Origin of the sequence: Arthrobacter sp. Soil761, assembly GCF_001428325.1 — a bacterium.
Taxonomy (GTDB): Bacteria; Actinomycetota; Actinomycetes; order Actinomycetales; family Micrococcaceae; genus Arthrobacter.
In genome coordinates this window covers 159,929-182,205 of the sequence record NZ_LMSF01000001.1, presented here as the reverse complement: position 1 = coordinate 182,205, position 22,277 = coordinate 159,929, and the positions used below count along the sequence as shown (strand labels likewise).

The following is a 22,277-nucleotide window of genomic DNA, read 5'->3' as shown; positions in this document are numbered from 1 at the left end:
TCGGGTAATGGCTCTTGCTAACTCATTATCATCATGCAGCTGTTCCAGAAGCTGTACGCGTCCAGGGGCAGCGGAGTGTTGGCACGTCATGGTGCAGCAGCATGCTGGAAGCCAGGGCAGAGGCTGGACCTGTCGGTTTCCCATCTATAGTCGACCCACACCTTGAAACCGTCTGCCCGGTGAAAGAGACGGCGGGGCTCGGCGCCGTGACTGTCGAGCCATAGGATTTGATCATCATCGGTGACTGCATCGACAACTCCGCGGCGGATCTCCTTATCCAGAAGTTTCACGATGACCAGTTGACCGACCAGCGGCTGCCATTTGGGTTGCAGATGAAATGCCATTGATGCCGTGCCCTTCCTATGGAGCGGGCTGTGCCTGCCTTCTATCGGGCAGGCACAGCCGATGTCCTAAACCGTTACGAGGTCCTGCCAGTCGGCGAGGTTATGTCCATGGGCATCGCTGACAGACTTGTGAGTGACCTTTCCCGCCGCCACGTTCAGACCGCCGGCCAGAGCGGGGAGCCGGTCGAAAGCACCTTTGACGCCGTAGTTGGCCAAAGCCACCGCGTAGCGGAGCGTGACGTTGGTCAGCGCGTAGGTGGAGGTGTTCGGGACAGCGCCGGGCATGTTGGCGTGGTGGGGTGCGTGTCCTCGAAGCAGCCGCCCTGGTCCACCGCGATGTCCACCAGGACCGAGCCGGGCTTCATCCGGGCCACGAGGTCGTTGGTGACGAGCTTGGGTGCCTTCGCTCCCGGAATCAGGACGGAGCCGATGACGAGATCTGCATCGATAACTGACTTTTCGATCTCGTACGAGTTCGACGCCACGGTCTTGAGCCGGCCCTGGTACTGGGCGTCGAGTTCGCGCAGCCGGTTGATGTTGATGTCCAGGATGGTGACGTCGGCGCCGAGGCCGAGCGCCATGGCCGCGGCGTTGGTGCCTGCGACACCTGCACCGAGGACGACAACCTTGGCGGGACGGACGCCCGGAACGCCACCGAGCAGCACACCCTTGCCCCCTGCCGGCGCCATGAGCGAGGTCGCACCGACCTGGACGGAGAGCCTGCCGGCCACCTCGGACATGGGTGCGAGCAGCGGCAGCGTTCGGCCTTCCTGGACGGTCTCGTAGGCGATGGCCGTGACGCCGGAGTCGACAAGCGCCTGGGTCAGTGCGGGTTCCGCTGCGAGGTGAAGGTAGGTGAAAAGTAGCAGGCCCTCGCGGAAGTGGCGGTATTCGGATGCCACGGGTTCCTTGACCTTCATCACCATGTCGGCCCGCGCCCAGGCCTCTTCTGCACTCTGTACGATCTCGGCTCCGGCGAGTGCGTACACCTGATCGCTGATGCCGGAACCAGCGCCGGCACCGGTTTCCACGAGCACGTCGTGGCCGTTTGCTTTGAATTCATACACGCCGGCGGCCGTGATGGCGACGCGGAACTCGTTGTTCTTGATTTCCTTGGGGACGGAGATGATCATGACTCATGCTTTCTGACGAGATTGATGCTTGTGGGGAAGAGAATGACAGAAAATGCGGAGAGCTGCGCGTTGCTCGCAGGATCTGCGGCAGAATGGAAGCAGCTGATTAATTCCTGCATTGTGAGGAGCGTTACAGAGTGTCGGACTCGCAGAAACTGCAACAGGTGCCATTGGACGAAGTGGACCACAAGCTTCTAGGCCTGCTGTCCAATAATTCAAGGCGTACCAATCAGTCGTTGTCGGAGGCCCTCGGACTTGCGCCGTCAACCTGTCTTGCCCGCCTCAAGGCGCTCAAAGAGTCGGGGGTAATCAAGCGGTTCACCGTCGAAGTCGCACCCGAAGCAATGGGCCTGCCCCTCCAGGCCCTGGTCAGCGTGCGGCTTAGGCCTGGGGCCCGGCACCTGATGAATGCCTTCGGAAATGAGTTGCGGGACCTGCCCGAGATCAAGCAATTCTTCGTTCTTGGCGGTGCAGATGATTTCCTGATCCACATCACGGCCAGGAATACCGAGCACATCCGTCAATTCGTACTGGACCATCTGTCATCGAATCCTGCCGTCGCAGGCACCCAGACCAACCTCGTGTTCGAGCATGGCCACGGAACCGCCTTCGGACTCTAGGGATCTGGGACAAATGCCGCCGATGGCCCAAGCCAAAGGGCATCCCCGTTTTTCCCGGCATCTGCGGCAGGCCCTGGTCGGCGAAACAGCAGGGACGCTGACTCCTTCCAGTCCATGTATTGCACTAGTGGGGGACGGCCCCACCTGCTGCAATGGCAATACGAGACGCGAAAGAGTCGCTCATCAGGGAAAGGAGTCGAAGTGTCATCCTCAGATGCACGTAACCCCGACTTTCAGAAAATCTTCGAAAGTCTGCCGAACCAATACATCATCGTCACCCCCGACAGAACGATCGTCGCTGCCACTGACTCGTTCCTTGCATCTACGGGAAAGAGCCGCGAGGGAATCGTCGGCATGGACATCCTCGAGGCTTTTCCGGACAACCCGGACAACCCTGACGCCAAGGGAACAGAGATTCTGCGCAGCTCCATCGAGCGTGTTGTCGAAACCGGCAAGATCGATATTCTTCCGCCTGTTCGGTATGACATCGAGAACTCAGACGGGATTTTCGAGCCCCGGTGGTTCCAGCCCCTGAACGCTCCGGCTTTCGATGGTGACGGCAAGCTCGTCTATGTCCTGCACGGGGCGGAAGACATCACGGCTCAAATGACGAGCAAGAGCTGAACCCCGGCCCCCACCGACCCGATAAGGACTGAAATTATGGACGACGTCAAAGTAACCCTCATTGGAGGACCGACCCTGCTCCTCGAGATCGCCGGCTACCGGATGATCACTGACCCCACCTTCGATTCCCCCCAGGTCTACCACCACCCAATCGCCGGACCCGTCATCAAGAAGCTCGCCCCCAGCGCCACCCCCGAGGAGCTTGGCCACGTTGACCTGGCACTCGCCTCCCACGAGCACATCGACAATCTGGACGTGGCCGGCCGGGGTTTTCTGACGATGGTGCCGCTTGCCCTCACCACGACGGAGGCTGCGAAGAACTTCGGCCCCAACGTCAGCGGGACCAGCGACTACGAGACTCATACCGTTACGCTTCCCGATGGCAGGCAGATGAAAATCACGGCAGTGCCGGCGCATCATGGCCCGGAGGGCGTGTGGGACGCACTCGGGCCCGTTATTGGCTTTGTCCTCGAAGCAGAGGGCATGCCGACGATTTACATCAACGGTGATAACTCCGAGCTGGATATCGTGCGCGAAATTGCGGATCGTTTTCCAGCCATTGATATCGCTGTGCTCTTCGTCGGCGGCGCAAAATTCGATGTGATCGCAGATGGCGCGTACATCACCCTCAGCAATGACCGGGCCCTGGAGGCGGCCAAGATCATGGGTGTCAAGAAGGTCGTTCCAGTGCACGAGGATTCGTGGGAACATTTCAGCCAGAATGCTGACCAGATCAGCAAGCTTTTCGCAGATGCCGGGCTCAGCGAACTCCTCATCGCCTTGAAACCGGGGGAGTCTGCAGACATCCGGCTCTAGCAAACGGACCGCAGAATCGAAGGTTGGACGGTTATCGGCCAACCTTCGATTCTTGCTTAAAGGCAGAACCGGTGAAGGCCTGCGACGGACAGGCGGGCATCAACTTATGTGCGTGGCGCACACACAGCACCTCGAAGGGTCGGGAAGAATGGTGGCAGCACAACTCACGGATCGCTTGGAGTTCAGGGACGATGACGACCATTGCGGAGCAGTTCACCCGGGAACAAGACGACCTGGCGAAAACAGCAGGGCGCCCGAGTGCCGATTATTGGTCGATATCACAAGGGCTGCGGCTGCTGGGTGACCGCTGGTCCCTATTGATCGTGCGCGAACTCCTCTGCGGTGAAATGGGGTTCAACGATATGTCCCGGGCCCTGCCTGACCTTTCGCGGACACTGCTTTCCCAGCGGCTCAAGCGCCTGGTCCAGCTGGAGCTTGTCGTTCGCAACGATGAAACCGGCCCCCGCGGCTCACGACGCTACAGACTGACGCCGGTCGGCTACGCGCTGCGGCAGACCTTGGAGTCGCTGGGCCTCTGGGCGAGTCATTGGCATGCGCCCTTTGAGAATGACCTGCGGACAGGGCTTGGCACGCTGCTCGAACACATGGGCCGCGGCCTTGTGACAGATTCCCTGCCCAGGAAGTCGATTGTCCTGGGGTTCGAGTTCGACAACGTCAGGGGAGCTCCCCTTCATGGCTGGATCTGCACAGAGAACAGCAAGACAACCGCGAGCATCGGCCGCGCAGAACGTGTCCCGGATCTTCAGGTTCATGTCGCCCCGCGGGTGCTCTACGACCTCTGGTGGGGTCTGCGCCGCTGTGAGGAGGCGCGGCAGCTGGGCTCCATCGGGTTTGTTGGCCCGCAAGAGTGGGCTGCGGACTTCTCCGGCTGGTTCGCCCCTCGGGCAGCTTCCTAACGGTCAGCGCCCACCATACGGTGCCCCGCGGTTGACAGGCCCGCCTTTTCCCGGCTTCCTGCTATACAGGTACGTTGCACTGGGTCCTGTTTCTGGATGCCATGCAGGGATATGAAACAGGGTCTACACCCCTTAGCCGGGGGAGAGTAGGGTCAAGTAAACAGAGGTGCCGTCGCCCAAGCGTGTCTAAGAGACCACGTTGTGCCGGCGCTGCTTTCTTGGAGGAACCAGGATGGCTGGATGGAATGCTGACACGGCTGCCGGCCCAGTAGGGGCAGGGACCGTCACCCTGGTCGAGGAAACCTCGTTCTGCATTTCTTTGCCCAATGGCGACATTCATCCCGAGCACCCGCATGGCCTGTTCGTGCAGGACACCCGATTCCTGTCCCGCTGGAACCTGACAGTTAACAGTCATCCGCTTGAGTCCCTGGCTGCCGAGACGCGCGAGCCGTTCCGGGCCCTGTTTGCAGGTCGCGTTCCCCGTTCCGACGGATATGCGGACAGCCCGCTGATCGTGGAGCGCCTGCGGGAAGTCGGCGCGGGTATTCAGGAGCGACTTACCGTACGCAATTATTCAACCAAACCCGTCGAATGCGCGATTTCCCTCGAGGTTGAAGCTGACTTCGCGGACCTTTTTGAAGTGAAGGAAGCCCGGATCCAGCGTGCGTGGGACGCAACCCGGTACGTGGATGGGGACCAGCTGACCATTTCCGGTGTCTGGCAAGGCATGCGAAAACGGGTGGTTATTCAGGCTCCGGGAGCAGAGGTGAAGCCGGAGGGGGTCACCTTTCTGGTATCTGTCCCACCGCAAGGGGACTGGAGCGCTGTCGTCAGTGCCCGGGTTGAGGTTGAAGGCTCTGGCCGGAGCGCCACCCTTGTCCACCCTGAGGGGGAGGAGTTGTCCCCCAGTGACCGGCGCCGCAAGGAATGGGTTGCCAGGATTCCCGTCGTTCGCATGGGTAACCGATCCATTGAGCGGACGTTACGGCGGAGCTACGACGACTTGGGTGCCCTCCGGATCGAGGATCCGGATCATCCCGAACGCGTTGTGGTGGCGGCAGGTGCGCCGTGGTTCATGACGCTCTTTGGCCGGGATTCCCTGTGGGCCTCGGAAATGGCGTTACCGGTGGATCCCTCACTGGCTTTGGGGACGCTGCAGACGCTGGCGGACCGGCAAGGAAGCGTCGTGGACCCACTGACGGAGGAGGAGCCCGGCAAGATCCTGCACGAAGTAAGGCTTAGCCTCAATGCCGGTTTGGCCCTTGGAGGCAAATCAGCCTACTACGGGAGCGTCGACGCGACTCCGTTATTTGTGGATGTGCTCGGAGCCGTCAGCCGGTGGGGATTCGGTGCGGATATTATCGCCGGTTTGCTGCCCCACGCGGACCGCGCCCTGGAATGGATACGTCACTACGGGGACAAGGACGGCGACGGTTTCGTCGAATATGAACGGCTCAACGACCAGGGCCTGATAAACCAAGGCTGGAAAGACTCCTGGGACGGCATCAATTTTGCCGATGGAACACTTGCGGAGCCCCCGATCGCGCTCTGTGAAGTCCAGGCCTATGTCTATGCTGCGTATACCGCGCGTGCCTGGATGGCATACGACGCGGGCGACACGGCACGGGGAGATGATCTCGCCGATCGGGCGGCGGAACTGAAGCGGAGATTTAACGAGCAGTTCTGGATGCCGGACCGGGGGTACTATGCAATCGCACTCGACGGCAGGAAGCGACAGGTGGACGCGTGTGCTTCCAACATGGGCCACTGTCTGGTCTACGGACTCGTAGACGAGGACAAGGCTCCGCAGGTTGCCGAGCGGCTTATGTCTCCGGAGATGTTCAGCGGCTGGGGTATACGGACCTTGGCCAGCAACATGGGCGCATATAACCCGGCCAGCTATCACAACGGCTCGGTATGGCCCCACGACAATGCAATCATCGCTGCCGGTCTGTTGCGATACGGCTTCGTGGCGGAAGCACAGCGCATTACCACTGCGATATTGGAAGCCGCCGAATTCTCGGGCGGGCGCTTGCCCGAGCTCTTCTGCGGCTTCAGCCGTGATCAGTTCGCCGAACCCGTACCTTATCCAACGGCGTGTTCGCCCCAGGCTTGGGCAGCAACGGCCCCGATCCTCCTGGTGACGAACCTGATGCGGTACGACGTTCATGTCTCCCGTCGGGGACTGTGGATGGATCCTGTGCTTCCGGAAGCCTATGGTGATCTGCACATCACCAACGCACCTGTTGGTGGCGGCCGGATCACCATCGACATCGATAGGTCCGGCCCCTCTATTCAGGGCCTGCCTGAGTGGATGGAATTTCGACGCGGACATCGGCCATGGATTACGGAACTGGTCGAACAGGCAGACCGCCGGCGACGGAAGTAGGCAGCCTGGCTGTCGTCAACACCCTCGATGTTACAGCGCCGCCATCCCCTCTGGGACGAAGCCGGCGAACAGTTAGATGATGACTTCTGGCACGCCTCCCGTTAGGCGCGGCGACTTGCCCAACGGGAGACGTGGCATGATGAGCGCTATCTTCAGCGCTCATCGTGCCCGCACTTCACATGGCGCCTACGCGCCCGCTCAGTGCTCCGGCCAGTAGTCGTAGACGTCACTGGTCCCACGCATGAATTCGATAAAGACGCAGTCCCTGTCCCCGACGGTCCATGCTTCATGCTCCGGCGGCAGCATCATAAGATCTCCGGCTGAGAATTCCTCCTCGGATCCGGTACGCTGGCGCACCCCCAAACTGCCTTCCAGGATGTAGGCGACATGCGGCATAGGACACATATCCGTGTCGAGAATTCCGGTCTTGACCGCATCCTCCGTCACTGATGCCCCCACCGGAAAGCGGACGAGAACGGCGCTGGCCCCGTCAAGGGTCACCATCCTCTTCGTGATCCGCCCGATAGTGATGAGTTCGTAATTGTCCTCGTCGACAAAATTGGCCTTCTGCATGCGCGAGAGGTCTGTAGTCATAGTTCTTCGTCTACTCCTTCGTGGTTTAAGGCGTCAGCGGTGACGCCTTGCTTCAATTCAGCGCCCTGCTCTGTAGACCGGACAAGTACGAAAGCTGTACCGCCCCCGATACTGAACACACTGTTCCACGCAGTTGCCCTCTCCAGGGCGGAATATCCGACGACGTCCCTAAAGCCGGATTGTCAGGACCAGAGCCAGCGAAACAAACCCTGCAACCAATGTCGAGGCGCCAAGAGCGGCCGGAAGGAAGCCGTCGGCGGCCCGGGCAGGTGGCCCGTCCGGGGCTGTGAGAATTTGATGGTGCTGGAGGTATCGCCGACGGACCACAAACAGTAAGAGCACGGACTCCAGAACGCCCGCCACACCCAACAGCAGTGACCAGGGCCCCAGGATGGGCGGAAGGACCTTCATGGCGACGAGGGAGCCTGCGAGGAACGCAAGACAGGTCCGTTGCCAGGCCAGACCCGTGCGCTCCGGTTGGAGACCGGGATCGAAGAGCCCGGTCACTTCAGAACGATTCCAATCAGAACCAGGACCGCAACCGCTACCAGCAGAACAGTCAGGGGGAGCGAGAGGATCGTCGGGGGAAGGGGTGAACTCTTCCGCAGGGCCTGTTCCGTCCTCGTCCACCCGCCCCAGGCCTGGATGGCCGACATGATCCCGCTGAGGATCAGCAGGATGGACGCAGAGAGCCGGTACCCGGGATGGATGCCGAGGCCCAGTGCCTCGAGAGCGACCCCGCCGGCGAGTAAAGCCAGTGCGGTGCGGATCCACGCCAGGAAGGTGCGTTCATTAGCGAGGCTGAACCGTGGGTCCGGTTCATCTCCCTGGCTGAAGACTCTTTTGGGAAAGCGATTGAGCTCAGCCAACTGTCTCGCCTTCTCCGGCTTTGTTGATGCGGAACATCGCGTTGGAGTGTTCGGTCCATTCGTCGATGCGGACCCTCACTGCCGTGCGCGGGTTGCGGATCGCGTAGGGCGCACCGAAGTAGTGGGTGGTCATGGCATCGATGATCTGGAGGTCCTTGTCGTCGAAGAATTCAACGGCGGTTCCCAGAACGGTGACGGCCTCTGTCCAGTCGTCGTTCTTGAGCACGGTGAGGGACATGCGGGGGTCTTCTCGCAGGTGCTGGAGCCGGCCGCCGCGGGAATTTCCGGAAGCGATGCTCAGGAGGATGTGCCCGGCATCTTCGGCGAGATAGACGATCTGGACGCTGACAGGGCGCCCGTCGGAGGCGACCGTGGACATGACTGCAGGATTGGGTTGGGAGATGAAGTCGTACATGTGCTGGGGGAGAGCGGGCATGAGGGGGCGCCTTTCAGGGTGGGAACGGGTACGCCAGAATGCCCCGCACGCTCGACTGGTACGCGCGGCGGGCAACTGGGCCTGGCAGGTGCTGTGGTTACTGCTGAGAGTTTCCCCAGGTAGCACGAAGCTGGTCAAGGTACACCCGGAGCTCCGCGACCATTGACATGCTGTGCGGTTCGGCCACCCATTGCTGCTGGAGCCCGTCAAGCACGGCGATGGTGTTGCGGACGATGGCTTCAACGGGGGCGTCCGGGAGGATCTCGCCCGTTCGCTTGCCGTCCTCGATGGCTTGGGTGAGCCATTCCCGGGTGCTGCGGTAGTGATCGAGCATCCATTGGTTTGCCGGGTGTTTGGCTTCGGTGGCTTCTGCCGAGATCCGGACGAACAGGCCGATCCACTCCGGCCGGGTGGAGTTGCGGGCAACGAGGGCGACGAGCGAGTCGAAGGCCGCCCATCCCATGGGTGCCGCGCCTTCTCCGAAGAGGAATTCGCTGTCTTCCTTTTCCCGCTGTTCGAGCACCGCAGTGAGCAGGGCGGTCTTGTTGGGGAAATGGTGGAGGAGGCCTGACTGGGACAGCCCGGTCCGGAGTGCTACCTCGGCGATGGAGGACTTGTTGTACCCGCTGGTCGAGAACAGCTCAATCGCCGCCTGGATGGCCTTGGCCCGGGCGATGTCGCCGGCCTTTTCCGTGCGGTTCCGCTCGCGTTCAATGCGGTAGCCGGGTGGGTAAGACATGCCTTAGGACTCCTGTCCGTTTTCGAGCGGAACCGTGATGCGGGGATCGCCGAGGCCACGCGCAATCACGATTGAACCGCCGGAGAGCGGCAGCCATATGTGTTCTTCCACGTCCCAGATCCGCTGGGTTCGGAGATCACACTCAACCTGAACAGTAGCGCTCTGCCCGGGATCGAGGGAAACCTGTGCCCATCCGATAAGACGTGCAGGCTGATCCTCGCCGGCGGGGACGCGGTAGACCTGCACGGTTTCCCTGCCGGAACGCTGACCTGTGTTGGTCAGGGCCACGGCAACGGCTTTAACCCCCGTCCCGTCCTGCCCGGTGATGTGCGCTGAGGTGTAGTCCCAGGAAGTGTAGCCGAGGCCGTGGCCGAACCAGAACAAGGGCTGTGTCCCGGATTGGTGCCATCCTCGGTAGCCTACTCGCGGCCCTTCCGCGTACTCGAGACGCCCGTCGGTGGGCATGGTCCCCCAGGCCGGCCCTTCGCCGTCACGGGCGGGGAAGGTGGTAACGAGTCGCCCCGACGGTTCGATGTCACCGGTCAGCGCTGCAGCGACTGCGTCTCCTGCTTCCTGCCCGGGGAGCCCGGCGAAGAGCACGGCGTCGACATTATCAAGCCAGGGCATGAGGACCGGTGTGGCGGCGTTCACGATGACGACAGTACGCCGTGCGACGGCGGCGACGGCGGCCACGAGGGCGTCCTGGTCGCCGGGCAATGCCAGCGTTTTCTTGTCCTGGCCTTCGGTTTCCTGTTCCTGGGTGTTGCCGACGACGACAATGGCAGTGTCAGCCGATGCCGCTGCCACCACGGCCTCACGGATCGCGGCGGCGGCGGGGCGGGCGGCCGCTGTGACGACGAGCCCGATGATTCTCATTTCGAAGTGGGGCCCGGTGGTGGCGGTAATCCTGGCGCCGGCTTCCAAGGGCACCACTGCGACGTGGCTCTTGGGCCGGTGAAGGCCGCCGCCGGGACCATCATGCGGGGTTACGGCGAACGTCTCGTGGTGGCCGGGCGCCGTCACGGTCCATTGGCCGGGTCCGATCACGCCGACGCGCATCCGGGCCGGTGACGACATGGCGACGTCGGCCGAGAGCTCGATCCTGACCGCATTTGCGAGCCAACCATCGTCAGCTACTTCAAGTTCGGCTACGTCAAAGTGGCGGGACTCAATGACGTTGCCCTGCTCGTCGAGAGCGCGGACCCGCATCCCGGGAGTGCCGTTTTCGGGATCGCGCACAGTCGAGGCAGGCGCGGCCACCATTCGCGTCCTGGTTTCCACCCCGTCCACGATCGTGGCCCCCGGGCCGAGCGCGGACGTAAGGCCATCTGCGATGCTCACAATGTGCGGCGGGCGGACCCGGGCGGAGCCGCCGCCCTGGGCGACGGTGTCAGTAGCGTGGCGACCGATCACGGCCACGGTCCCCGTTTCGTTGGCGAGCGGAAGGGTGGCGTTGTCATTCTTGAGCACTGCCATGCCCTGGGCAGCGATCCTTCGCAGCTGTTCGCGGCGGACTCCGCTGTCGGGCCGGGCAATGTCAGCGGGCCAGTCACGCCGTGTGCCGAAGGCGCCGACCCGGGCGGCAAGAATCAGTAACCGGCGAACGTGGTCATCGATGGCTTCTTCGGGGACGTCGCCGGAACGCACGGCTTTCTCCAGGGATGTGCTCCAGACCGTTTCGGGCCCGGGCATCACCAGGTCCAGGCCGGCGTTCGCGCTTTCCGCGGCCGTCTTTGTGGCGAACCAGTCGGACATGACAAGCCCGTCAAAGCCCCACTCTTTTTTCAGAATGTCATTGAGGAGCTCATCGTGCTCCGTGGCGGTGACGCCGTTTACGCCGTTGTAGGAGGCCATCACGGTCCACGGCTGCGCGTCGTGATTCACGATTTCGAACGGCAGCAGGTAAAGCTCCCGCAGGGTCTGTTCGTCAACGACGCAGTCAACAGTGGTGCGCTGTATTTCGGATTCGTTGGCGAGGAAATGTTTCGGGGACGCTCCGATGCCCCGGCTCTGGAGGGAGCGGACATAGGCGGCCGCGAGGACACCGGTGAGGTACGGGTCCTCACTGAAGCACTCGAAGAGGCGACCACCCAGGGGAGTGCGGTGGAGGTTGATCGTGGGGCCCAGGACGATGTGGGTCTGCTGGTCCATGGCTTCCTCTGCCAGAAGTGCGCCGACCTCGTCGAGCACGCCAGAGTTCCACGTCTGCGCCAGCAGTGTGGCGTTCGGCAGCAGGCAGCTCTCGCGACCACCGACAACTTCTTCACCACGCACACCGGTCGGGCCATCAGACATGACAATCTCGTCCAAGCCAATGGAAGCATCACCCCAGAGGCTGAACATCTTTGCACCGGAAAGCAGCCGGATCTTTCCTGTCAGGTCAAGGGACTGCACCGCTTCATCTATGAAGTCCGACTGCACGCCGGACACGACAGGAAGATCAGTGGCAGGAACGCTCATCGGAAGACTCCTTCGTCAGGAAAGTGGCGAATTTCGGGACTGGTGCCCCTTCTGTTGTGCTTCGAATCACAACGATAGCACGCCGACCGACTACACGGTCGGTAACACAAGCTTTGCGCGACGAAAAAGTAACGATTTGATAAACCGACCGCATACTCGGTCGGTCTGCGGTACTGTGGTTCCTATCACACGGGCTACGTCTGGCCCGCCTCCCCTCTCCCAATAGAAAGCAATGAGACCCATGGTTGTGTCTGATTCTGCTGCAGGACCCGAAGCGCCCAACTCGTTGTCCTACGCTCCCGTCCCCGTCGAAAAGGCCCAGGCCAGTGTCATCACAACGATGGTGCTCGCGCGGCTGGGACTGATGATTGCCCTTTTTATGCCCATCGTCGCCGGCATGACACTCAAGGTGCAGTCTCTGGTTCCGGGACCGGACGTTGCCGCCACACTGGGCACCGTCATCTCCATGGGCGCGTTCGCAGCCCTCCTCTTCGACCCCGTTTTTGGCCGCCTTAGCGACCGCACCGTCGGACGTTTCGGCCGCCGCCGTCCCTGGCTGGTTGCCGGAGCTTTGGGACTCCTGGCATGCCTGGCCGTCATCGCCACGGCCCCGAATGCCGTAGTGCTGGGCATCGGCTGGTTCTTCGCGCAGGCTCTCGGCAACGCGGCGGTCGCTGCACATACGGCGACCCTGGCAGACCAGGTACCCCAGTGGCAGCGAGGCAAAGTAAGCGGCATGATCGGCATTGCTTCCCAGGCAGCCTCCCTCGGCGCAGCCTATTCGGCAAGCCTTTTCGGGCAGAACATGCTCCTACTCTTCCTGGTCCCCGGCGTCCTCGCCCTGGTGCTGGTCCTTGTCTTCGCCTTCGTACTGCCGGACCGGCCAATGGAGCGCCGCCCTGCCTCAGAAGGCGGGTTGCGGACCGCCCTGAAGACCTTCTGGGTAAACCCCCGCAAGAACCCCGACTTCGCGTTCGCCTGGGTCTCCCGCTTCCTCGTCGTCCTGGCGATGTTTATGTTCGTCACCTTCCGCCTCCTGTACCTACAGCAGGATCTGGGCCTGTCCAAACAGGATGCGGCCGGCGCACTGGCAACCGGCGTTCTCATCTACACGCTCGCCTTGGTTACGGCCGGCCAGATTGCCGGATGGATCTCCGACAGGCTAGGGCGGCGGAAAGTCTTCATTTGGACCTCGGCCATAATCTTCGGCATCGGCACCTGGATGCTCACTGCGGCCGACTCCACCAGTGGGTTCTACTGGGCGGAACTGGTCATCGGCATTGGCTTTGGCATCTACATCGCTGTTGACCTCGCCCTCGTCATCGATGTCCTTCCGAATCCTGATGACACAGCGAAGGACCTCGGCGTATTCAACATCGCCATGACAGGTCCGCAGACACTCGCCCCGGCGGTCTCGGCAGCCCTGGTTACCATGGGTGGTGGCCGTTACGACCTCCTGCTCGCCGTAGCGGCCGGGATCGCCCTGTTGGGGGCACTGACGATCCTCCCCGTGAAGAAAGTACGGTGACACTGTCCTTATGACTGGCCCCCGCATCGGGTCAGATGTGCCGAAGCAGGGGGACCTTCTTCGATGAACTAAGGAATGGGCAAGCGCCCGGCTGGGAAAGCCAGCCGGGCGCTTCGTCATAACCGGTGTGTTGAGGAATCGTGCCGGCACCCGAAAGATCCGTAAAACCATCTCTCATCGAGGCCTGACCGGCGGACCATCCGAAGGTTGTCCATCGTGCACACGGTGGACCATGACACAAAGCGAAGATTGGCGCTGTGGCGACGCTGACCGAGCCTCTGTTGGCGTCGTTACGGAGGGCCGTTCCAGCCGGGCCACACTTTGCTTCCTATACCCCTGGGGGGTATGCTTTCAACTGTTGTCAGTGACATGGTATGTCCCGGCGTGTGCCCTGCACCGCCCCTCACAGCCCGTCAACCCCAGCGCCATTGATGCTTCGTCAAGGAATGGAAACTGGCATGTTTGAATCTGCAAACCGCACTCAACTGCTCCTGGCCCCATCGGGCGCGGCGTGCAGTTGCTGCTCATCAGAACCCTTTTCGCCACCCGCCTTCACCCCGGCTGCTGCTGAGCTCACTCTCGAGGGCCTAACCTGCGGGCACTGCGCCCGCACTGTTGAGAAGGCCGTCTCAGCCCTTGAGGGCGTGGAGTCTGTGGCTATTGAGCTCGTTCCCGGCGGCCCTTCCCACCTCCTTGTAGGTGGTAAGGCCGCCGGAGCCGCTGTGCGTCAGGCCGTCATGTCCGCCGATTACACAGTTGTAGGCGACTGAGCCCCTGCAACTTCCCGAGCCCCTGCTGGTTGCACTCAAATCCGGCGCCCCTCCCGAAAAGGGAGACGCGAGGAAGGGCACGTGCAGCCAGCAGCGAACGATTCCCCCGGCAGGTCCACCACAAACGGACTGAACCGGCAACGGGGAGGATTCGACTTTCGCGGGGTCCTGTTGGCGACGCCCCAAATTCAACAGAGTGATGCCCCCTCGGGGTTTCCAAAGCTTCTGCGGGCCGCTGCCCGCCAATCTAAGAGGAGATGTTATGACCGGAAAGCCAGGCCAGCAGCGCGGATTGGTACCGCTGCTGGTGATCGCGACCGCCCAGCTGATGTTGGTGCTCGATGACTCCATTGTGAACATCGCGTTGCCAAGCATCCAGCAGGAACTCCGGGTGAGCGCCGTGCATCTGCCCTGGATTGTGAATGCATATATCCTCGCATTTGGCGCTCTGCTGCTCCTGGGCGGCCGGCTTGGCGACCTCTACGGCCGGCGCCGCATCCTGCAGGCAGGCCTCACCCTCTTTGTTGTGGCTTCCCTGGCCGGTGGCCTCAGTCCCAACAGCGATACGCTCATCGCTGCTCGCGCGATTCAGGGACTGGGAGCAGCACTGGTTGCGCCCAACGCCCTGGCCCTCATTGCGACAACCTTCTCCGAACGCAAGACCCGTGATGCAGCCCTGTCGCTGTACGGCGCGATGTCCGCTCTCGGAATTGTGGTGGGATTGCTTCTTGGTGGCGTCCTGACCGACACCCTCGGCTGGCGGTGGGTCTTTTTCATCAACGTACCCATCGCCATCCTCGTGCTCCTGGGCAGCCGGACCTTGGTGAGCGCAGGACGGCGCGCCGGGAGTCTCGATGTCAGGGGCGCCGTATTGGGAACCAGCGGCATGGTCGCCCTGGTGTACGCAATTACCCGCTTTGGCGAGGAGGGTTTCGCGGATCCTCTGGGCCTTGGTCTGGTAGCCGCTGCAGCCCTGCTGCTGGCTGCCTTTATCGCCCTGCAATCCCGCAGCAGCACGCCGCTGGTCCCACTGGGGCTGTTCCGGGACCGTGGCCGCGCTGGCGCATACGCCTCCATGCTGCTGCTCGCCATTGGTCCCATGGGCAGCTTCTACGTGATCACCCTTTATCTCCAGCAGGTTCAGCATTACAGCCCTCTGCGGACCGGTGCCAGCTGGCTGCCGTTCGCGGCAGGGCTGGTGCTCGGGGCAGGGGCCGCGCCTAAGCTGCTGCTGAAGATGGCCGCGCGCCTCATCGCAGCAGCGGGGGCACTGCTCAGTGCCGGGGCTGCCTTCTGGTTCTCCTTCATCCAGGTAAACACGAACTACTGGCTGTACCTGGCACCGGCCATGTTCATCCTCGCCCTTGGGTTCGGCCTCGGCATTATCGCCCTGACCCAGGCCGCCGTATATTACACGAAGGAAACGGAGGCCGGAATTGCCTCTGCGCTGCTGAACTCGGCCCAGCAAATCGGCGTTGCCCTCGGACTGGCCGTTTTGGCAGGCGTTGCTGCAACGGTCAGCAACAGCAGCCAGCATTCGGCCGTCACCGAGGCAGGCCAACTGGTCGCCGGATACGGCAGCGCACTTGCCGTCGCGGCTGGGCTGCTGGTGGCTGCAGGAATACTGGCTGCAGCTACCTTGCCTTCCCGAACCGCGGCACAGGCCAACGCCCCCGCTGCGGCCGGAATTCATTAGGCGGACCCGGACAGGGACTGTCTCCGGCGACGAGAAGGTACAGCATGCGCGCCCCGGTGCCGGGGCGCGCATGCTTGGTGACAGGTATCGTCCGCTCGAAAAGCGCAGCTAGAGCCTCGCCTAGATACCACCGGGTCACCGTTCAATAGCCGGCGGACCTCGCGGAACGCTTCGAAGCGGCGGTTGGCCCGGGCTTCCCCGCCCCTATGGGCAGTTTTCCTGGCCGCTAACAACCCGGTTCTGCGCTTCAGGGGATCCCCCAATCCGACTTTGTTCCGCCAGCCTAGCCCTGGTGTATCCCCATTCTGGAGGACATGCCATCGGAATTTGTAGGTCTTCAGGTACCCACGAGAACCCCAGAGTTGGTCGGACCGATCCTGGCTACCGTCCACAAATCAGCCAGAATTTCGGTGTCAGCAGGGCGCGCACACATGGTCTTTACGCTTTCCTGCACCTCCGGGTCATTGCTCTTAACCATAGATATGATGATGCACTCGTATACCAGGCTTATCTGGTGTCGACACGGTCGCCGGAGACGTCCTGGAACGAGTGATCAGCGGCCGTCGCCCTCGGAGTCTGGGTGCTCATGAGTGGTCTTGGGACCGCCTGCCATGCAGCGCGCAGTTCTCGAAGACGAACGTCGCGCTCGGCTGGGTGCGGCTGAGGGACTTCGAGCGCATTCACCTGTTCGACCTCGCCCGGCGCGGTGCCGCGACAGCTCCTCCCGCGGAGCGGAACGAGCCTTCTACGGTGCGCTCTTCGCTCCGACGCCTCGTCGAGAGCAGGTCATCCGGCGGTACGGGGGCGTGTTGGACAGCTTTGATGACCGTAGCGTTGTCGACGACTTCACTCGACACCTTGGTCCTCGTCTTATCAGGCTGCTCAGTGAGTATCTGATGCGTAGCTCACTTTGAATATCCAGTGGCAGGGTCTTGTGCGGAAGGCAGGCCGGATCGCGATTGCCTTCGAGCCCTCGGGGGTCATGGCTTCGGAGGCTGCTTTGGCCAGTTCATAGGTCTTGTCTTCGGCCCTAAGGCGGCCCAGCTGGCCGCCGGCGGCTTCTAGAGTCACTTTCTGCACCGCCGCCGTGGCAAAGGGCCAGCGTGAGCTCAGGTCGGTAGCGTAGGCAGCAGGGACAACGCGGATGGTCTGCCGCATTCGAGAGCTTGGGGAGAAAATGGGAAGCCACGCGGGGCATATGGGGGACCTGCGAGTCCTGATGGACACAAATATTGTTCTCGCCATCGAGGGTGATGAGGATGCAGATCACGTCAACCACCAGTCGGCGTCGAATGTTTATCGCCTTGTTCTGGACACCGGCGGCAAGATCTCCATCATGGAGAATCAATTTGACGACATCTCGCGGATTCAGGATCGCCACCTAAGGGACCGCCGGCGCCGTCAGTTGGAGAAGTATCCGCGGTTGGGACGTGTTGAACTCACCACAGGGTTCCTGAATGAGGCACGTTATGCACCGGATCTTGGGGCCCGCAGTAACGATGGCGTGGACGCCGCGCTGCTTCTTGCACTGCAACGTAACGCCGCCACCTGGCTGATAACTGAGGACCGGAAGCTCCACGCGCATGCCCGTCATGCGGGACTTCAAGACCGCGTGATGATGCTCGATGACGCCCAAGGGGTGTTGACGGCACTGTCGGGGCAGCTGCCAGTTCATTATTCTGTCGATGACGTCCAGCCTCACACCATAGATCCAGTCCAACCGTTCTTTGATTCACTCCGAGCTGATTATGGGGACTTTTCCAGCTGGTGGGAGAAAGTGGTTGCCGAAAGACGGGCCTGTCTGGTCATAGGGGGCGGCAGGGACATCCGTGGCCTGGCGGTCCTCGATCGTCAGGAACCGGAAGTGTCCGGATTGACCGGAAACAGCGTGAAGATCTGTACATTCAAGATTGCCGAAGCCAACCAGGGCAAGAAACTGGGAGAGACACTGCTGGAAGCCGTCATAGCCCGCATCCGGTCGATGCGGGCTGACACCTGCTTCATCGAGGCTTCTTTGGACAAAGAGCCGTTGCTCGCGATGCTGAAGGAATTCGGCTTCTTCGATTTGGGGCCCAAACCGGGGGCGTCCGGACAAATTATGCTTGGCAAGATCCTGGAGCCCAGCGTCGACCAAGAGCCGCCTGAGCACCCCCTCGAGTACAACAGGCGCTACGGCCCTGGAAAGCGACGTGTGAACAGGGCATTCCTCGTCCCTATCATTCCGGTATTCCACAGCATGCTCTTCCCTGCGTCCGAACCACAGCAGTCTTTCTTCGATTCGACCTATGGAAACGCAATCCGTAAGGTATACATCTGCCACTCGGGTATAAAAACGTTGGAGCCGGGCGACACTCTTTTCTTTCTCCGGACGCACGAAAGGCGGGCTGTGCACGCTGTTGGCGTCGTTGAAGAAACACGACGCACCAGCGTCCTGGCCGACGTGCTGAGTTTCGCCGGAGCACGCACCGTATACCGTGCCGAGGAACTCCAGAAGATGTGCGCAAAGGAAGTACTGGCGGTCAAATTCAGGCTTGACCAAGTGCTCGACGCGCCAGTGTCGCGCGAAAACCTCAAAATGCTGGGAGTCATGGAAGAGTCCCCGCAATCCATCGCCCAAATCAAATCAGAGGGAGGAATTCAGTGGGCAAGAACACTCCAGGAAGGGTAGCCCTGATGTCTATCAGGCCGGAGTTTGCCAATGCGATTCTCGCCGGCGAGAAGATTGTGGAGTTCCGCAAGCGGCCCGTCGCCGATGACGTCAGCCACGTTCTGATCTATGCCACCATGCCTGTTGGCTCACTTCTTGGGTGGTTTGCTGTCCGCGGGCAGAAGACCATGTCCCCGAAGAGGCTCTGGTCCACATTCCGTGCAGTTGGTGGGATCTCAAAGAGCAGGTTCTTTGACTACTACGACCAGCGGGAGCACGGAACAGGGATCCTTGTCGAGACCGCTGGCCGATTCCTTGAACCAGTCCCCCTGTCTGAACTGGGCACGACCCTTCGTCCCCCGCAGAGCTTCCAGTATCTGACCGCAGCGCAGTCAGACATATTCTTCAAGATGGTGCAGACCCAGCCGAATGTTGAGTCGGACTCCGAGCTGCTTCCGCTGGCTCGTGTTGGCTGATGCTCCCGGCGAAGCGTGAACGCCCAACACCATGAGCAGCGTGGGCTCGGGGCATGAGAAGAATGCGCCGGCACTGGTTGGGCACTGCACCGATGGTGCCGCCTTGATGAATATCCTTACGAAGAACGAGCTGTGGGCGGTTCGGCGGCGTTCATGAAAGATACGAACGAACTACTGTGTGTCAGGATCAGCTTCGAAAGCATTTTGAGGATCAGCGGGCAGCGCTGCCGACGGAAGTCGAGGGGTTGGAAAGATACATTCCCGAAGTAAGGGAGAGATCGCGGCTTTCATTTGTGCTTTCCGCCTTATCTGACGGCGACAGCATGAGCATGTGGCGCTACCACGGCCGCCATCAAGTTAGCCTTGCAGTCGGGCTCGACCGAAACGAGCCTCTGGTTCCGCAATGGGGAGTCCCGGTTCCGAAGGTTTGCGCAGGTTAAGGAATGACGCGTGGCCAGACACAGTTCCGCCAATGCTGTCCTCTTTGGATACGCTCCTGAGATGGGAGCGGAACTTACGTATGACCTATGGGCTACGGCAGCTGCGCGGGCTGCTGCAATGACAGCGGCGGGGCAGGAGCCAAGACGCCATCATCTCGTCCCCCGGTTCTACATCGATCGCTGGGCTGTCGATGGGCGAGTAAGAGTCGTTGACCTACTGCGCGGGCGGAACGCCTACGAACTCTCTCCGGCCCAGGCCGCGTTGGAGACTGACTTCTATCGACTTGATGAGCCGGACGATGAGACGTCGCCGGTCTATTGGGAAGCGTGGCTTTCGGAGGTCGAGAGGAAGGCCGCGGCATCGATCGCACGCATCGATGCTGCCGGCCCGGGGGCCATGGACGACGAAGCACATCAGTGGCTATGTCTCTTTCTGGCTGTGCAGATGACGCGCAGCCGCTCTGCGCGTCTGCGGCGGCGTGCAATGATTGCCGAGCAGATGGCCCGGGTCCTGGAGATCGGCGGACCTGGCGAACTAGCTCGCGAATTGTCCGCCGGTGACCAGTCGTTCGCCTCCGAGGACCTCGAAAAGCTTGTTGCGGATGTCGAACGTTTCCGCACCGATCCGTCGCAACTGCCGCTCCCACGGAAAGAAGACCTGGAGTCTTCAGCAAAAGCAGCGACACATATCGCCGGCATCCTCATGACACGCCATGTAACGCTTTATGGGACTCGAAGGGCGCTAATTACTTGTGATGAGCCTGTCATCGAGCTACATGAGTACATGGCCAATCCCGCGATAGGGGGTGGGGTGTGGGGCGCTCCGATTTTGGCCTTCCCTCTGGGCCCCTATTCTGTGCTTGCTATGTACCGACGTGATCTGGAGCCTCCCTTGGAGCCTGGTTCGATGCTAACGACGAGCGAAGCGATCGACCTAAACAGTTCGATCCTCGCGAATGCGCATAGCTTCGCGATCGCTTGCGCGGGAGACAGCATTGCGGAGAGGCTATACCTTCCCTCGCAGCCGGTCAGCATCCGGTCTCAGCTGATCGACTTACCCAATTCGGACGAATCCCTATTTCGATTCTGGACGCCGCGAAGATGGGAGGGCCAGCACGATGCACCCGTCCGTGTGGTCAATCGATGGTGGTCCGGGCACATACCCGCAGCTCCTCGTCCGACTCCTGAGGAACAGAAGATCATTGACGGTTGGGGTTAGACGATATGAAGTGACAGCGCTTCCTGCCTGTCCGGGGCCGGCCATTGTCGCCGGGCGGTCCCACCAGCGCCGGCTTCGGGGGGCCCCGTTGGCTCTTGCTGGAAAAGGGCGGCGCTGCCGGAACCTGGGTACCCGGCGGTAATGTCCTCTATCCCGGACGGGCAGGAGGAGGCCGGGGCCTTCTGTTTCACAGGGCCGTGGGTTGCCATTAGCGCCTCCCCATGGCCTGACGGCTCCGCGGGGAGTGCAATGGTAGTGCCACATGTGAGGTTTGGGAGGTCCCGGCTATGTTTGAGCATACTTTCATTGGTCTGGATGTTCACGCGGTCAACGTGGTCGGCCATGCGCTGAACCCGGCCACCGGCGAAATCAGCGCCCAGACGATGACCGCCGACCCGGCCGTGGTTCTGCAGTGGATCCGCCGTTTCGAGCCGGGTGTCAAGGTTGTCTACGAGTCCGGCCCTACCGGTTTCGTCCTGGCCCGCTACCTGCACGCTGCGGGCATCAATTGTGTGGTCGCGGCGTCCTCGAAACTGCTCCGCGCTCCCGGAGACCGTGTCAAAACCGATCGACGTGACGCCCGGGTGCTAGCCGAGATGCTCGCTGTCGGTTCGGTCATCGAGGTGCGAATCCCCAGCCTGGAAGAGGAAGCCCTGCGGGATCTGTCCCGGTTGCGTTCCGGCACAGCAACCGACCTTGCCCACGGCCGCCAGCATGTAAACGCCATTCTGCTGCGCCACGGCATTCGCTACCCGAAAGAGACAAGATGGACCAAAGAACACAGACTCTGGCTGCACCGCCAACGCTTTGACAAACCGGCGCTGCAATTCACCTACGAGGCCGACGTTGAACAGGCCGAGCTACTCGCCGTGCATCTGGCGCGCATTGATAAACAGGTCGCTGCCACCGCCGCCGCATGCTCCTACGGGCCGGTCATTGAGGCATTGATGTGTCTGCGCGGGATACAGATGACGACCGCGTTCGGGCTGGCCGTGGAGATCGGGGACTGGACCCGCTTCACCGGTTCTACCATCGGCTCCTACCTTGGGCTGGTACCGAGTGAGAACTCCTCCGGCCAGTCCCGGCACCAGGGCCCGATCACCAAGGCCGGGAACACCTATGCCCGTAAGCTCCTGGTCGAGGCCGCCTGGGTGCACCGGCGCCCCTACGCCCGGCCCGGGGAGCGGCTGTTGCGCCAGCTCGACCGCGTCGCCCCGGCAACCCGCATCCGCGCCCTGGAAGGAAACCACAGGCTCCATAACAAGTGGCAACACTTCGATGACCGCCACAAAATGTCAGTCAAGGCCAACACCGCGATCGCCCGCGAACTCGCCGGCTGGTGCTGGTCACTGGCTGCCCCGCTCCAGCAAGGAGAACGCATGAACGTGGCCTGATCCCTAAACGTGCCCTCCGGGACATGGTGCAAGGTGCGAAGGGCAGCACGCGGAGCCAACTCGGGACCCCTCTATGAGCACACGGATCACCCCCCGTTGGACGCTCGATGTTAGACACCGAAACGCCTCCAGCCGAATAAATCGTCATGCGGTAACCAACCCGCGC

At 61.7% G+C, this 22,277-nt stretch carries 20 protein-coding genes and 1 pseudogene; 12 read left to right on the top strand and 9 right to left on the bottom strand.

Going from position 1 to position 22,277, the window contains the following annotated elements; genetic code table 11:
- Positions 1 to 86: 86 nt before the first annotated feature.
- Positions 87 to 344 carry a hypothetical protein gene (locus ASG79_RS23390; protein WP_110504006.1) on the bottom strand — a complete coding sequence of 86 codons (258 nt, stop codon included), beginning with the start codon at positions 342 to 344 and terminating at the stop codon, positions 87 to 89.
- Positions 345 to 410: 66 nt separating this feature from the next.
- Positions 411 to 1,477: pseudogene (gene ald, locus ASG79_RS00890) on the bottom strand (alanine dehydrogenase).
- A 164-nt stretch (positions 1,478 to 1,641) separates the two neighbouring features.
- On the opposite strand from ald, the gene ASG79_RS00885 reads away from it, so the two are divergent.
- The 5 genes from ASG79_RS00885 (at position 1,642) to ASG79_RS00865 (ending at position 6,843) form a co-directional block, all read left to right on the top strand.
- Entirely contained in the window at positions 1,642 to 2,097 is a 456-nt protein-coding gene (locus tag ASG79_RS00885; RefSeq protein ID WP_235509700.1) for an Lrp/AsnC family transcriptional regulator, read from the top strand.
- Positions 2,098 to 2,298: 201 nt separating this feature from the next.
- Positions 2,299 to 2,721 (top strand): PAS domain S-box protein, encoded by a 423-nt coding sequence (locus tag ASG79_RS00880; RefSeq protein WP_056387787.1) that lies wholly within the window; start codon positions 2,299 to 2,301, stop codon positions 2,719 to 2,721.
- Between the two features lie 36 nt (positions 2,722 to 2,757).
- Entirely contained in the window at positions 2,758 to 3,537 is a 780-nt protein-coding gene (locus ASG79_RS00875; RefSeq protein ID WP_056387786.1) for an MBL fold metallo-hydrolase, read from the top strand.
- A gap of 191 nt (positions 3,538 to 3,728) precedes the next feature.
- Positions 3,729 to 4,454, top strand: coding sequence for a winged helix-turn-helix transcriptional regulator (locus ASG79_RS00870; protein ID WP_056387782.1), 726 nt, complete (start codon positions 3,729 to 3,731; stop codon positions 4,452 to 4,454).
- Positions 4,455 to 4,686: 232 nt separating this feature from the next.
- Complete coding sequence (locus ASG79_RS00865) at positions 4,687 to 6,843, top strand: glycogen debranching N-terminal domain-containing protein (RefSeq protein ID WP_056387780.1); 2,157 nt, start codon at positions 4,687 to 4,689, stop codon at positions 6,841 to 6,843.
- A 198-nt stretch (positions 6,844 to 7,041) separates the two neighbouring features.
- On the opposite strand, the gene ASG79_RS00860 is transcribed toward ASG79_RS00865, so the two are convergent.
- The 6 genes from ASG79_RS00860 to ASG79_RS00835 all read right to left on the bottom strand — a co-directional run bounded on the left by ASG79_RS00860 (position 7,042) and on the right by ASG79_RS00835 (position 11,941).
- Positions 7,042 to 7,437 carry a hypothetical protein gene (locus ASG79_RS00860; RefSeq protein ID WP_056387777.1) on the bottom strand — a complete coding sequence of 132 codons (396 nt, stop codon included), beginning with the start codon at positions 7,435 to 7,437 and terminating at the stop codon, positions 7,042 to 7,044.
- 168 nt (positions 7,438 to 7,605) lie between these two features.
- Complete coding sequence (locus ASG79_RS00855; protein WP_056387774.1) at positions 7,606 to 7,944, bottom strand: DUF202 domain-containing protein; 339 nt, start codon at positions 7,942 to 7,944, stop codon at positions 7,606 to 7,608.
- Positions 7,941 to 8,306, bottom strand: a complete 366-nt coding sequence (locus ASG79_RS00850; RefSeq protein WP_056387771.1) for a YidH family protein — start codon at positions 8,304 to 8,306, stop codon at positions 7,941 to 7,943. The genes ASG79_RS00855 and ASG79_RS00850 overlap by 4 nt, the downstream gene beginning before the upstream one ends.
- Positions 8,299 to 8,742, bottom strand: coding sequence for a pyridoxamine 5'-phosphate oxidase family protein (locus ASG79_RS00845; protein ID WP_082581628.1), 444 nt, complete (start codon positions 8,740 to 8,742; stop codon positions 8,299 to 8,301). Before ASG79_RS00845 ends, ASG79_RS00850 begins: the two co-directional genes overlap by 8 nt.
- A gap of 97 nt (positions 8,743 to 8,839) precedes the next feature.
- The gene (locus ASG79_RS00840; protein ID WP_056387765.1) at positions 8,840 to 9,481 is read right to left on the bottom strand and encodes a TetR/AcrR family transcriptional regulator; all 642 of its coding nucleotides are present in this window, start codon (positions 9,479 to 9,481) and stop codon (positions 8,840 to 8,842) included.
- A 3-nt stretch (positions 9,482 to 9,484) separates the two neighbouring features.
- The gene (locus ASG79_RS00835) at positions 9,485 to 11,941 is read right to left on the bottom strand and encodes a glycoside hydrolase family 3 C-terminal domain-containing protein (protein WP_056387762.1); all 2,457 of its coding nucleotides are present in this window, start codon (positions 11,939 to 11,941) and stop codon (positions 9,485 to 9,487) included.
- Positions 11,942 to 12,182: 241 nt separating this feature from the next.
- Here ASG79_RS00835 and ASG79_RS00830 point away from each other — a divergent pair, with 241 nt between their 5' ends.
- The 3 genes from ASG79_RS00830 (at position 12,183) to ASG79_RS00825 (ending at position 15,935) form a co-directional block, all read left to right on the top strand.
- Positions 12,183 to 13,469, top strand: coding sequence for an MFS transporter (locus ASG79_RS00830; RefSeq protein ID WP_056387753.1), 1,287 nt, complete (start codon positions 12,183 to 12,185; stop codon positions 13,467 to 13,469).
- A 374-nt stretch (positions 13,470 to 13,843) separates the two neighbouring features.
- On the top strand, positions 13,844 to 14,239 hold the full coding sequence (locus tag ASG79_RS24420) for a heavy-metal-associated domain-containing protein (RefSeq protein WP_110504011.1): 396 nt from the start codon (positions 13,844 to 13,846) through the stop codon (positions 14,237 to 14,239).
- Between the two features lie 262 nt (positions 14,240 to 14,501).
- Positions 14,502 to 15,935 (top strand): MFS transporter, encoded by a 1,434-nt coding sequence (locus tag ASG79_RS00825; protein ID WP_056387751.1) that lies wholly within the window; start codon positions 14,502 to 14,504, stop codon positions 15,933 to 15,935.
- A gap of 882 nt (positions 15,936 to 16,817) precedes the next feature.
- Here ASG79_RS00825 and ASG79_RS23385 read toward each other — a convergent pair.
- Positions 16,818 to 17,093 (bottom strand): hypothetical protein, encoded by a 276-nt coding sequence (locus ASG79_RS23385; RefSeq protein ID WP_142133538.1) that lies wholly within the window; start codon positions 17,091 to 17,093, stop codon positions 16,818 to 16,820.
- Between the two features lie 61 nt (positions 17,094 to 17,154).
- On the opposite strand from ASG79_RS23385, the gene ASG79_RS00820 reads away from it, so the two are divergent.
- The 4 genes from ASG79_RS00820 to ASG79_RS00805 all read left to right on the top strand — a co-directional run bounded on the left by ASG79_RS00820 (position 17,155) and on the right by ASG79_RS00805 (position 22,111).
- Entirely contained in the window at positions 17,155 to 18,603 is a 1,449-nt protein-coding gene (locus ASG79_RS00820; RefSeq protein ID WP_142133539.1) for a hypothetical protein, read from the top strand.
- Positions 18,576 to 19,058 (top strand): hypothetical protein, encoded by a 483-nt coding sequence (locus ASG79_RS00815; RefSeq protein WP_200830697.1) that lies wholly within the window; start codon positions 18,576 to 18,578, stop codon positions 19,056 to 19,058. Before ASG79_RS00820 ends, ASG79_RS00815 begins: the two co-directional genes overlap by 28 nt.
- Positions 19,059 to 19,559: 501 nt before the next feature.
- Positions 19,560 to 20,717 (top strand): DUF4238 domain-containing protein, encoded by a 1,158-nt coding sequence (locus tag ASG79_RS00810; protein WP_142133540.1) that lies wholly within the window; start codon positions 19,560 to 19,562, stop codon positions 20,715 to 20,717.
- 287 nt (positions 20,718 to 21,004) lie between these two features.
- Positions 21,005 to 22,111, top strand: a complete 1,107-nt coding sequence (locus ASG79_RS00805) for an IS110 family transposase (protein ID WP_056387739.1) — start codon at positions 21,005 to 21,007, stop codon at positions 22,109 to 22,111.
- Positions 22,112 to 22,277: the final 166 nt, after the last annotated feature.